Origin of the sequence: Terrabacter lapilli (assembly GCF_039531305.1) — a bacterium.
Lineage (GTDB): Bacteria > Actinomycetota > Actinomycetes > Actinomycetales > Dermatophilaceae > Terrabacter > Terrabacter lapilli.
The window spans coordinates 177,359-189,841 of the sequence record NZ_BAAAPU010000001.1; the positions used below are offsets into that span (position 1 = coordinate 177,359).

The window sequence follows — 12,483 nt, forward strand, 5'->3', positions numbered from 1 at the left end:
GTCAGGGCCGGGTCAGGGCCGGTCAGGGCCGGTCAGCGTCGATCACAGCCCGTCACGGCCCGGCGTGACGCCGTAGGGCCCGTTGGCGGTCGGGGCGTCGTTGGGCAGGACGATCCCGTTCTCGTAGGCGTGGATGACCAGGTGGACGCGGTCAGGGGCGTGCAGCTTGGCGAGCAGGTGCGCGATGTGCGTCTTGACGCTGCTCTGGGCCAGATGCAGCTCGGCGGCCATCTCGGCGTTGGTGTAGCCGCGGCCCACGAGGCGCAGGACTGCCAGCTCTCGCGGGGTCAGCTCGGGAAGCGGGTTGCCGACGGGTGTCAGGGGCAGGTAGCGCGAGTAGCGCTCCAGCAGCCGCTTCGTGACGGTCGGGGCGAGCAGCGCCTCACCGCACGCGACGACCCGGACCGCCCGGACCAGCTCCTCCGGCGTCGCGTCCTTGAGCAGGAAGCCGCTCGCTCCTGCACGCAGGGCCGCGACGATGTACTCGTCGAGGTCGAAGGTCGTGACCACCACGACTCGGGTCTGCGCAGAGCTGCCGGACCCCACGATGCGGCGGGTGGCCTCCACCCCATCGAGCACGGGCATCCGGATGTCGAGGAGCGCGACGTCTGCCTCCAGGCGTGCGGCGAGGTCGACCGCCTGCTGGCCGTTGCTCGCCTCGCCGACGACCTCGATGTCGTCCTCGTCCGCGAGGCAGTCGGCCAGCGCGCGGCGCATCAGCGGCTGGTCGTCGGCGATCAGTACGCGCACGGTCACGAGGCTGCTCCTCGCGGGGCTCGGGGCTCGGGGTCGGGGACTCGGGCCGCCGCTCCAGCGGGGTGTCGGGCGAACGAGGGGGTGGAGGGCAGGGCCATGGGCCGCGCCGGAGGCCGGGGTGGCCCTTCGGGCGGGGGCGGGGTCGGTCCCGGCGTGGAAGCGGTGGTGGGCAGGAGGCAGTCCACGAGGAACCCGCCCCCGGGCGCCGTTCCCGTGCGCAGGGTGCCGCCCAGCAGGTCCACGCGCTGGCGCATCCCGAGCAGGCCGTTGCCCGGCGTCAGGACGTCGCCAGCACCCGGTCCCTCGTCCCGGACGAGGAGGTGGAGGCGTTCGCGGCCGTAGTCGACCGTGACCGTGATGGGTGAGCCCTTCGCATGCTTCATCGCGTTGGTCAGTGACTCCTGCACGATGCGGTAGGCGTTGATCTCGACGGCCGGCGGGAGCGCGCGACGCTCGCCGGTCACCACCAGCCCGACGTACGTGCCGGTCCCGGCCACCTTGGCGACGAGCTCCTCGAGCTGGTCCAGACTGGGCAGGGTGGCCTCGGTGCTGCCGTCGTCGATGGACCGGAGCACCCCCACCAGCCGCCGCATGTCGGTCAGTGCCTCACGGCCGAGGGACTCGACCGAGGCGAGCACCTCGGGTGACCCGCCGCTGCTGTGTCGCAGCCGGCGACGCGCCGCAGCGGCCTGCGCGACGATGATGCCGACGTTGCCCGCCACCACGTCGTGCAGCTCGCGCGCGATGTTGGCGCGTTCGCGGGCGGCGGCGAGCGCCGCCACCGACGACTGCTCCCGGGTCAGGTGTCGGGCCTGCTGCTCGAGCAGCCTGGTGCGCTCCTCGAGCAGCCGGGTGTGCATGCGGCCGAGCCGGTAGCCCCGGCCGAGCGCCCATGCCGCGAAGACCGCGAGCACCTCCGTGAGGACCTCGTCGTCCACGTCCATGCCGAAGCGGGCGAACGCACTGACCGCCAGGGCCAGCGCGGCCGGGGCCACCGCGAGGACGGACCGGGGGAACGGCCAGCGCTGGCCGACGGTGAAGGCGGCGACGACCACGGCATACGGCACCGGTGCCGGCGGGTAGCCCAGGGCGTTGGCCGAGACGGTGGCGAGCGTGGTGACCAGGAGCACCCACCCCGGGAACGCCCGACGCCCGAGCAGGGTGAGGCACGCCACGAGCGTGAGGGCCGTCCCCGGCAGGTCCAGCCCCGCGTAGCGCAGCGGCAGGTCCTCGCCGTCCAGGGCCTGCTTGGCCCGCTCGATGAAGCCGACGAGCGAGGCGAAGGTCACCACCAGGACGATGGCGACATCTACCACCTTGGCGCGCTGCGGTGACTGGTCACTGTCGTGGTCATCGAGGGGGACACCCGTCCTCCTCCGGGATGAGGCGTCGTCCATCTTCAGTACCCCCGGCTCCGGCGAGAGGACGAGGCGACTTGGGTCCCGCCGGCGGAAGACCACGCCCCTCACCCCTCACTAACGTCGAATTCACCGTACGACGGACTCCCAGTGAGGGGAGCGGAATGCCTGCCATCACGCTGTCAAGGCGCGCGTACCGGACGCGCGCACGCCACTCGAGCGCCCTGCGGGCACGGCGCCCGGTCCCGACAGGGCGCCGGCCATGAGCCCCGGGGTCCTGATCGGCGCCAACCCCCGCTTCGGCAGGCTGGTCCTGGCCATCGCCGCGGGGGTGCTGGTGCTCGGTGCGTCCGCGCTCGGCTCGGCCAAGGTCGACTTCCTGCCCGAGTTCATGCCTCCGTCGGTGCAGGTGCAGACCGAGGCCCTCGGGCTGTCGGCAGCCGAGGTGGAGCAGCTCATCACGGTGCCCATCGAGCAGGACCTGCTCAACGGCGTGCCGTGGATGGACCGGATCCACTCGCGTTCGCAGGCGGGCCTGTCGGCCATCGACGTGCTGTTCCAGCCGGGGACCGACATCTACGCCGCCCGGCAGATGGTCCAGGAGAGGCTGACCCAGGCGCACGCCCTGCCCAACGTCGGCAGCCCCCCGATCATGGTGGAGCCCCTCGCCTCGGCCAGCCGGGTCGCCATGATCGGCCTGCACTCCACGACCGTCCCCCTCATCGACATGTCCGTTCTTGCCCGGTGGAAGATCCGCCCTCGGCTCATGGGCATCCCGGGCGTGGCCAACGTGTCCATCTACGGCCAGCGGGACCGGCAGCTCCAGGTGCAGGTCGACCCGAAGTCGCTGCACGACAAGGGAGTCACCCTCACGCAGGTGATCGAGACCGCCGGCAACGCGCTCTGGGTCTCGCCCCTGACGTTCGTCGAGGCGTCCACGCCGGGCACCGGAGGATTCGTCGAAGGACCCAACCAGCGTCTCGCCGTCCAGCACGTGCTGCCGATCACCACCGCCAAGAGCCTGGCCCAGGTCTCGGTGGAGGGCTCATCGTCGCCGAAGCGGCTCGGTGACGTCGCCCAGGTCATCGAGGACCACCAGCCGCTCATCGGTGACGCCGTCACGTCCGAGCCGGCCCTCTTCCTCGTCATCCAGAAGTTCCCGGAGGCCGACACGCAGACGGTGACCAAGGCCGTCGAGGATGCCCTCGCCGGCCTGCGCCCCGGGCTGGGTGGGATCAACGTGGACACGTCGGTCTACCGTCCCGCCAGCTTCATCGAGACGTCCCTGCGCACGATCGGGATCGCCGGCGCGGCCGGCCTCGTCGCACTGACGCTCGGCGCGCTGCTGCTCTTCTGGTCCTGGCGGGCCGCCCTGGTCATCGCCGGCTCCGTGCTCGTGTCGGTGACCGCGACCCTCTACGTGCTGTTCCTGCGTGGGACCACCTTGACCAGCATGACCCTTGCCGGGCTGCTGCTCGCACTGGTCCTCATCGTCAACGAGGTCGCGAGCGACGTGGAGTCGGTCCGGGCACGCTGGCGCGCCGAGAAGGCCGCGGGCGGGACGGGCACGGCACGCGACCTCGTGACCGAGGCGCTGCTCGCCACCCGACGGACGGCGTTCGTGGGCCTGCTGGCCTGTGTGTTGGCCGTGGTTCCGCTGCTTGCCCTCAGCACCCTCGCGACAGCGTTCACGAGGCCTCTCGTGCTGACCTATGGCCTGGCCCTCGGTGCCGCCCTGGTCGTGGGGCTCACCGTGACCCCGGCCCTGCTGCTCCTGTTCCTGCGCGACCAGACCCCGGTGCGGCGTGAGACCCGGCCGGTGCGGGCGGTCGCCCGGTCGGTCACGGGGCTCGTCTCCCGGTTCGCCACGACCCGGCCGCTCGTGTGGTCGCTCGTCGCGGTGCTCGCCGTCGTCGGGGTGGGCGCGTCCGCGGCCGCGATGACGCTCAGCCGCCCCGCGCTGGTACCGACGGCGCGGGACCTCGACCTGCTGCTGCACGTCGACATGCCGATGGGCACGTCCCTGACCGAGATGTCCCGGGTGTCGGAGAGGATGTCGTCCGAGCTGCGGGCGCTTCCCGGCATCACGGCGGTCGGCGGGCACGTCGGCCGGGCCGTGACCTCCGACCAGCTGGGAGACGTCAACAGCGGCGAGCTCTGGCTCACGCTCGACGGCGCAGCCGACTACCAGTCGGTCACGCAGTCGATCGACCGGGTCGGGCACCGCTACCCCGGCGTGCACACCGCGCTCATGACCTACGCGAACGACCGCGTCGACCAGGCGACGGCGGCCTCGCAGCACGACGTCGTGGTGCGGGTGTTCGGCCAGGACTCCGCCGCCCTCAAGGCGACGGCCGCGAAGGTCGTCGGCGCCATGTCGACCGTGTCGGGTCTGCAGGGCACCCACGTCGTGACCACTCCGCAGGAGCCCACCGTGCACGTCGAGGTCAACCTCGCGGCGGCCGACCGTGCCGGCCTGCGCCCGGGGGACGTGCGCCGCGAGGCCACCACGCTGGCCAGCGGGCTGACGGTGGGCAACCTCTACGAACAGGCCAAGGTCTTCGACGTCGTCGTCCTCGGCACGCCCACGACACGGGCCAACCTCTCCGGCCTCGACGACGTGATGATCGACACCCCGAGCGGGTCGCAGGTGCGCCTCGGCGACGTCGCCAAGATCACGGTCGGGCCCGAGCCCGCCACCATCGTGCACGACCAGGCGCTGCGCAGCGTCGACGTCGTGGCCGACCTGGCCGGCGGCGGCGCCTCCACGGTGGTCTCCGACGTCACGTCGGCCGTCAACCGCCTCCCGATGCCGAGCGAGACCCACCTGCAGGTCCTCAGCGACGCCGCTGACCGTGAGGCGGACCTGCGGCGTGTCGCGCTCATCTCGCTGGGCGTCCTCATCGGGCTGCTGCTGATGGTCCAGGCCGCCACGGGGAGCTGGCGAGCCGCTGCCGCGGTCGTCCTGCTCGCGCCGCTCGGCGGCGTCGGGGCCGTGCTCGCCGCCCCGGCGGTGGGGGGCCTGATGACCACGGGTGCGCTGCTCGGCGTCTTCGCGGCCATCACCCTCACCCTGGTCGGCGGCCTCGTGACCGCCCGTGCCGCCCGTGCCGTCGGTGCCGTCGGTGCCGTCGGTGCCGTCGGTGACGTCGGTGACGTCGGTGGCGTCGGTGCACGGACCGCCCTGCCCGACGGCCCCGCCGCGGGAACCGGTCCGCAGCCTGGCTCGGTTGCCGCCGTGGCCTCGGAGCGCGTCGTTCCCGTGCTGCGCGCAGCCCTGCTGGTCGCCCTGACGGTGGCCCCGGCCGCCGTCCTCGGGGGCCGCGCCGGCTCAGAGGTGATGCAGCCCTTCGCCGTCTCGCTCCTCGCGGGCCTGGTGACGAGCTCCTTCGTCGTGCTGTGTCTGATACCCGCCCTGCGTGGCGTCCCGAAGGGAGCCCAAGAATGAGGAATGCCAAGTCTGCCGGGTTGCTGGCCGTGTGCCTGCTCTCGGTCCCGGCCCTCGGTGCCTGCGCGAAGTCCGCGGCTGCGCCCGAGTCGGACCCACCGGCCGTCGTCGAGACGGTCCCCGGCTCGGACGTCAAGACGGTGCAGCTGACCGACGACGCTGCCCAGGCCGCCGGCATCTCCACCGCACCCGTGACCCAGGCCTCCGCGCCGGGCCAGCTGAGGATCCCGTACTCCGCGGTGATGTACTACCTCGACGGCTCGACGTGGACGTACCAGGTCCAGGCGAAGAACACGTTCCGCCGGGTGCCGATCCGGGTCCAGTCCATCTCGGGTCAGGTCGCCACGCTCACGGCGGGCCCGCCGGTGGGCTCGCAGGTCGTCACCGTCGGCGCCCCTGAGGTGCTCGGCGCCGAGCTCGAGATCAGCGGCGAACAATGACGCAGCGGCGCGGTGTCATCCGCTGGATCGTGCAGTCCAGCCTGAACCTGCGGTTCCTCGTGGTCGCGGCGTCGGTCGTGCTGATGGTCCTCGGGTTCACCTCGCTGTCACAGATGCGGGTCGACGTCTTCCCCGAGTTCGCGCCGCCGCGCGTGGTCATCCAGACCGCCTGCGTCGGCCTGTCGACCTCCGACGTCGAGGAGCTCGTCACCGTGCCTCTCGAGCAGGGGCTGAACGGCCTGCAGGGCCTGGACGACATGCGTTCGCGGTCGGTGCCGCAGCTGTCGTCGATCGAGCTGCTCTTCTCGCCCGACACCGACCTGCTCCGGGCGCGGCAGCTCGTCCAGGAACGCCTCGCCATCGTGTCGCCGAGCCTGCCCACGTGGGCGGCCCCACCGGTCATCCTGGCGCCGGTGTCGGCCACGGGCCGCGCCATGCAGATCGGCATGACCTCGAAGAACAAGTCGCTCATCGAGATGTCCATGTCGGCCTACTGGAACATCCGCACCCGGCTGCTCCAGGTGCCCGGCGTCGCCAACGTCGCCATCTGGAACGAGCGCCTCCAGCTGATGACCGTCCAGGTCGAGCCCGCCCGGATGGCCGGGAGGAAGGTGTCCCTCGACCAGGTCATGGAGACGACGGCGGACGCGGTCGACTCCGGGCTGCTGAGGTTCTCGTCCGGCAGCGTCATCGGGACCGGAGGCATGGTCGAGTCGGCGAACCAGCGGCTGTCGGTGCGCAACGTCCTGCCGATCGTCACGCCGGCAGACCTCGCCAAGGTCCCCATCAAGGGCGCGGGTCCGGTCCCCGGGAGCGCCTCGGCCGGCGCCTCGACGAACGCTGCGACGGGTGCGGGTGCCCCGCAGAGTGGGGCAGGCAGCAGCCGTGCGCCCACGCTGGGCGACGTGGCGAAGGTCGCGGAGACCCACCAGCCGCTCATCGGGGACGCGGTCATCAACTCGGAGCCGGGCATCCTCCTCGTGGTCGAGAAGCTGCCGTGGGCCAACACCCTGGACCTGACCGCAGGGGTCGAGGACGCCATCAAGCAGCTGCAGCCGGGCCTGCCCGACGTCACCTTCGACACCCACGTCTTCCAGCAGGCCGACTTCGTCAAGCTGGCGATCTCCAACCTGTCGCAGTCGCTGCTGCTGGGGTTCCTGCTCGTCGTGGCGATCCTGCTGCTGTTCCTCTTCGAGTGGCGGGTGGCCCTGATCAGCCTGCTCACCATCCCGCTGTCGCTCGTGGCCACCCTGCTCGTGCTCCATCTGAGAGGAGCCACGATCAACACGATGACCCTCGCCGGACTGGTCATCGCCCTGGGCGCCGTGGTCGACGACGCGATCATCGACGCGGAGAACATCGTGCGGAGGCTGCGCGAACGCCGGTTGTCGGGCAGCACCGAGTCGACGGCCTCGGTGATCCTGAACGCCTCGCTCGAGGTGCGGAGCCCGATCGTCTACGCCACCTTCATCATCGTCGCGGCTGCGGTTCCGGTCTTCATGCTCCAAGGGCTCACCGGCGCCTTCTTCCAGCCGCTGGCCGTGTCGTACACCCTGGCGATCGTCGCGTCGATGGGCGTCGCCCTCACGCTGACGCCGGCGCTGTGCCTGATCCTGCTGCGGTCGGCTCCGATCGAGCGGCGCACCTCGCCGGTGGTGCGCTGGCTCCAACGCGGCTACGTCGCCGCGCTGGGACGCATCGCCATCCGCCCACGGGGCGTGTATGCCGCGGCGGCCCTGGTCACGGTCCTCGGGGGCTTCGTGGCCTCCGGCCTCGGCCAGAGCCTGTTCCCCGCGTTCCAGGAGCGTGACTTCCTCATGCACTGGGTCGGCGTGCCGGGCACCTCCGACGCGGAGACCGTGCGCACGACCACCGCCGTCAGCAAGGAGATCCGGGCCGTGCCCGGAGTGCGCAGCTTCGGGGCCCACATCGGGCAGGCGCTGCTCGGCGAGGAGGTCTTCGGGGTGAACTTCGGCGAGAACTGGATCAGCCTCGACCCTTCGGCCGACTACACCCAGGCCAAGGAGCAGATCAACGCCGTCGCAGCCAAGTACCCCGGCCTTTTCGCCGAGGTGCAGACCTACCTCGACGAGCGCGTCGAGGAGGTGCTGACCGGAGGCAAGGAGCCGATCATCATCCGTGTCTACGGCGAGGACCTGAAGGTGCTGCGCTCGAAGTCGGAGGAGGTCCTCTCGGTGCTCGCCTCGATTCCCGGCGTCAAGGACGCGCACACCGACATCTCGCAGGACATCCCCCAGGTCGAGGTACGCGTGAAGCTCGACGCCGCCGAGAAGGTGGGCCTCAAGCCCGGCGACGTCCGCCGCGCCGCCGCGACCCTGGTGGCCGGCGAGGAGGTCGGCGACATCTTCCGGGCCGGACGCGCGTACGACGTCGTGGTGTGGAGCACGCCCCAGACCCGGTCGAACGTCACCGCCCTGGAGCAGCTCCCGATCGACACGCCCTCCGGCACCCGGGTCAAGCTCAAGGACGTGGCCGACGTGTCCGTGCGGCCCAACCCGAACGCGATCGAGCGCCAGGGTGACTCCCGCCGGCTCGACGTCGGGGCCGGCGTGGAGGGCCGCGACCTCGGCTCGGTCGTCAACGAGCTCAACGCCAAGCTCGCCAAGGTCAGCTTCCCCCGCGGCTACCACGCCGAGGTGCTCGGCGAGTACCAGGAGCGCCAGACCGCCCAGAGCCGGCTGCTCACCTCCGCCGTGGCCGCCGGGCTGCTCATCCTCCTGCTGCTCCAGACGGCGTTCCGGAGCTGGAGGCTGGCCATCCTCGTGTTCCTGACCCTGCCGATGGCCCTCGTGGGCGGCGTGCTCGCTGCCTGGATGGCCGGTGGGATCCTGTCGCTCGGGTCGCTGGTGGGCTTCTTCACCGTCTTCGGCATCGCCGCGCGCAACGGGATCCTGCTCATCAACCACTACCAGCACCTGGAGCAGGAGGAGGGCATGCCCTTCGGGCTCCCGCTGGTGATCAGGGGCGCCAAGGAGCGCCTGGCACCCATCCTCATGACGACGCTCGCCACCGGGCTGGCGCTGGTGCCCCTCGTGGTGCTCGGCTCCCGGCCGGGGCACGAGATCGAGCACCCGCTCGCCGTCGTCATCCTCGGCGGCCTGGTCACCTCGACCCTGCTCAGCCTGTTCGTCGTCCCCTCCATCTACCTGCGCTTCCACCGACCGCTAGACCGACCGCTCGACCAGCCGGCGCCCGTGGCCGGCGCCGAAGGAGAACCCCATGCGACCTGACCTGCACCTCCGCACCCGACTGAGCCGGGCCGTCACGGCCCCCGCGCTGATCGCCACTGCCGCGCTGCTGGGGGCGACCGTCTCCCTCGCGCCCCCCGCAGCCGGCGCGGGCACCGCCGGCGGCACCGCCACCAGCACCCCCGGCGGCACCGGGACGTTCTCGCACCCGCTCCGCACCGACTCGAAGTACTTCCCGTTGACCCCCGGGATGCGTTACTCCTACGACGGGACGGTGACCGACGCCGAGGGCACCCACCACCACCAGGTGGTCTTCGCCGTCACCGACCTCGTCAAGAACGTCAACGGCACGAATGCCCGCGTCGTCCTCGACCGGGACTACAACGACGGCGTCCTCTCCGAGGCGGAGCTCGCCTTCTTCGCCCAGGACGACGCCGGCAACGTGTGGACGCTCGGCGAGTACCCCGAGGAGTACGAGAACGGCACGTTCCAGGGCGCACCCAGCACGTGGATCAACGGGGTCCGCGGGGCCCACGCCGGCATCCTCGTCCCGGGCCACCCGACCGTCGGGACACCCCCGTTCGTCCAGGGCCGCGCACCGGCGATCGACTTCTACGACGTGGGGCAGGTCGTGGGCACGGGCCTGCGCACCTGCGTGCCGACCGGGTGCTACTCGGGCGTCGTCAAGATCAAGGAGTGGGCTCCGAACGCGCCGGAGGACGGCAACCAGCTCAAGTACTACGCGCCGAACGTCGGGCTGGTCCGCATCGCGGCCCAGGGCGGCGATGCCCAGGAGGTCATGACGCTGACCACCCTTCGCAAGCTCGGGCCCGAGCAGCTGAGCGCGGTGCGTGCTGACGCCCTGCGGCTCGACCACCGCGCCTACAACGTGTCCAAGGACTACCGGGCCACCGGTCCGGCCCACCTGCCCCGCTGAGCACCGGACATCGCGCCGGGCGCCAGCCGTTAGGCTGGCGCCCGTGAGCGACGCGCAACCGACCGACCTGCAGAGCCACCCCGTCCTCGTCGTCGACTTCGGCGCGCAGTACGCCCAGCTCATCGCGAGGCGGGTGCGCGAGGCGCAGATCTACAGCGAGGTGGTGCCGCACTCGGTGCCGGCCGCGGAGCTGCTCGCCAGGAAGCCGGCGGCGATCATCCTGTCCGGCGGCCCGAGCTCGGTCTACGAGGACGGCGCCCCGCGCCTCGACCCCGCTCTCCTGGAGGCGGGCGTCCCCGTCTTCGGGATGTGCTACGGCTTCCAGTCGATGGCGCAGGCGCTCGGCGGCACCGTCGCGCGGACCGGAGCCCGCGAGTACGGCAAGACCGCCGCCTCGATCGGCGAGGTGGACTCGACGCTCTTCGCCGGGCAGCCGACGAGCCAGGTCGTGTGGATGTCGCACGGCGACTCCGTCACCGAGGCGCCCGAGGGGTTCACGGTGACCGCCACGACCGCCGGTACGCCCGTGGCCGCCTTCGAGGACGACGAGCGGCGCCTCTACGGCGTGCAGTGGCACCCCGAGGTGCTGCACTCCGAGCAGGGCCAGCGGGTGCTCGAGAACTTCCTCTGGAAGGGCGCCCGCATCACGCCCGACTGGACCCCCGGCCACGTCGTCGAGGAGCTCGTCACGACGATCCGCGAGCAGGTCGGCGAGGACCGTGTCCTCTGCGCCCTCTCCGGCGGCGTCGACTCCTCGGTGGCGGCGGCACTGGTGCAGAAGGCCGTCGGCGACCAGCTGACCTGTGTCTTCGTCGACCACGGCCTGCTCCGCGAGGGCGAGGCCGAGCAGGTCGAGAAGGACTTCGTCGAGGCCACCGGCGTCGACCTCGTCGTCGTCGACGCCCGCGAGCGCTTCCTGGACGCCCTGGCCGGCGTGACCGACCCCGAGGCCAAGCGCAAGATCATCGGCGAGCAGTTCATCCGCGTCTTCGAGCAGGCGGCCCGCGACGTGGTCCACGACCGCGGCGACGAGGAGCACCCCGTCAAGTGGCTCGTCCAGGGCACGCTCTACCCGGACGTCGTCGAGTCCGGCGGCGGTGAGGGTGCGGCCAACATCAAGAGCCACCACAACGTCGGCGGACTGCCCGACGACCTCCAGTTCTCCCTCATCGAGCCACTGCGTTCCCTCTTCAAGGACGAGGTGCGCCAGGTCGGCCTCGAGCTCGGTGTCCCGGAGGTCATCGTCTGGCGCCAGCCGTTCCCCGGCCCGGGCCTCGGCATCCGCATCATCGGTGCCGTCGACGCCGAGCGCCTGGCCATCCTGCGCCGGGCCGACGCCATCGCCCGCGAGGAGCTGACGAAGGCCGGGCTCGACCGTGACATCTGGCAGTGCCCGGTCGTGCTGCTCGCCGACGTGCGCTCGGTCGGCGTCCAGGGGGACGGCCGCACCTACGGTCACCCCGTCGTGCTGCGCCCCGTCGCGTCGGAGGACGCGATGACGGCCGACTGGGCACGCGTGCCCTACGACGTGCTCGCGACGATCTCGACGCGCATCACCAACGAGGTCGAAGAGGTCAACCGGGTCGTGCTCGACGTGACGAGCAAGCCGCCGGGCACCATCGAGTGGGAGTGAGCGTCAGCGGGCGCGCCCGCACCTCGCGCGGCCTCGCGGGGTGGGCCGTCGGTCCCGGGGTGGCACTGCTCCTGCTGGCCGGGCTCTGCGTCGTCACGCTGAGCGTCGTGCGCGACGGACCCAGCGTGCACCTCGACGACGTCGTCTACGGCTGGACGCCCGGCCGGGGCAACGGACCGCTCGTCCCCGAGGTGCTGGCGCTGCTGGTCGTCGACCTCGCGACGCCCGCCCTGTGCGTCGCCGCCGTCGCCGCCATCACGGCGGCCCTGTGCCTGCGTGCCAGGACCTGGGGCCCGGCGCTCCTCGTGGCGCCGGCGCTCGGTGTGCTGACCCTCGCCGTGCTGCTGGGCAAGAACGTCATCCCCAGGGCCTCACCGCGGCTCCCGGACGTGCTCGGTGACTACGGTTCGTATCCCTCGGGGCACACCGCGACCGCGCTGGTGTGCGCCGGCGTGCTCGCGGCGCTCGTCTCCGGGCTGGATCCCGGGCGACGCAGGCTCGCCTGGGCGCTGGCCGCCGGCTGGACGCTGCTCGTGGCGGTGGCGCTGGTCTGGCTGCACTTCCACTGGCTCAGCGACGTGGTGGCCTCGATGTTCCTCGGGTCGCTGCTGCTGTGGCTGCTCCTGCGGTGGCCACTGCGCCTCGGCGCGCGTGTCGCGCCGCCCGGGCGGCGCGGAGGCCCGGCCCCGGGCCGTTAGGGTT

General features: G+C 71.9%; 8 protein-coding genes. 6 read left to right on the forward strand and 2 right to left on the reverse strand.

Annotated features, from left to right (window positions below; all coding sequences use genetic code 11):
- Positions 1-42 precede the first annotated feature (42 nt).
- Together ABD241_RS00785 and ABD241_RS00790 are read right to left on the reverse strand one after the other, a co-directional pair.
- Positions 43-756 (reverse strand): response regulator, encoded by a 714-nt coding sequence (locus ABD241_RS00785; RefSeq protein ID WP_344057435.1) that lies wholly within the window; start codon positions 754-756, stop codon positions 43-45.
- Positions 753-2,045 (reverse strand): sensor histidine kinase, encoded by a 1,293-nt coding sequence (locus ABD241_RS00790; RefSeq protein ID WP_344057437.1) that lies wholly within the window; start codon positions 2,043-2,045, stop codon positions 753-755. The genes ABD241_RS00785 and ABD241_RS00790 overlap by 4 nt, the downstream gene beginning before the upstream one ends.
- Positions 2,046-2,376: 331 nt before the next feature.
- On the opposite strand from ABD241_RS00790, the gene ABD241_RS00795 reads away from it, so the two are divergent.
- From ABD241_RS00795 to ABD241_RS00820, 6 genes are read left to right on the forward strand one after another with little or no spacing between them, the layout of a single operon-like run.
- Entirely contained in the window at positions 2,377-5,562 is a 3,186-nt protein-coding gene (locus ABD241_RS00795; RefSeq protein WP_344057439.1) for an efflux RND transporter permease subunit, read from the forward strand.
- Positions 5,559-6,002, forward strand: coding sequence for an efflux RND transporter periplasmic adaptor subunit (locus ABD241_RS00800; RefSeq protein ID WP_344057441.1), 444 nt, complete (start codon positions 5,559-5,561; stop codon positions 6,000-6,002). The genes ABD241_RS00795 and ABD241_RS00800 overlap by 4 nt, the downstream gene beginning before the upstream one ends.
- Positions 5,999-9,253, forward strand: a complete 3,255-nt coding sequence (locus ABD241_RS00805) for an efflux RND transporter permease subunit (protein ID WP_344057443.1) — start codon at positions 5,999-6,001, stop codon at positions 9,251-9,253. The genes ABD241_RS00800 and ABD241_RS00805 overlap by 4 nt, the downstream gene beginning before the upstream one ends.
- On the forward strand, positions 9,243-10,148 hold the full coding sequence (locus tag ABD241_RS00810; RefSeq protein WP_344057445.1) for a hypothetical protein: 906 nt from the start codon (positions 9,243-9,245) through the stop codon (positions 10,146-10,148). The genes ABD241_RS00805 and ABD241_RS00810 overlap by 11 nt, the downstream gene beginning before the upstream one ends.
- A 43-nt stretch (positions 10,149-10,191) precedes the next feature.
- Complete coding sequence (guaA, locus tag ABD241_RS00815) at positions 10,192-11,781, forward strand: glutamine-hydrolyzing GMP synthase (protein ID WP_344057448.1); 1,590 nt, start codon at positions 10,192-10,194, stop codon at positions 11,779-11,781.
- Positions 11,778-12,479 carry a phosphatase PAP2 family protein gene (locus ABD241_RS00820; RefSeq protein WP_344057450.1) on the forward strand — a complete coding sequence of 234 codons (702 nt, stop codon included), beginning with the start codon at positions 11,778-11,780 and terminating at the stop codon, positions 12,477-12,479. The genes guaA and ABD241_RS00820 overlap by 4 nt, the downstream gene beginning before the upstream one ends.
- Positions 12,480-12,483: the final 4 nt, after the last annotated feature.

Bases quoted from the DNA above. Each gene is read 5' to 3' on its own strand.
- ABD241_RS00795 (WP_344057439.1), top strand. From the start codon at position 2,377: ATGAGCCCCGGGGTCCTGATCGGCGCCAACCCCCGCTTCGGCAGGCTG.
- ABD241_RS00800 (WP_344057441.1), top strand. From the start codon at position 5,559: ATGAGGAATGCCAAGTCTGCCGGGTTGCTGGCCGTGTGCCTGCTCTCG.
- ABD241_RS00805 (WP_344057443.1), top strand. From the start codon at position 5,999: ATGACGCAGCGGCGCGGTGTCATCCGCTGGATCGTGCAGTCCAGCCTG.
- ABD241_RS00810 (WP_344057445.1), top strand. From the start codon at position 9,243: ATGCGACCTGACCTGCACCTCCGCACCCGACTGAGCCGGGCCGTCACG.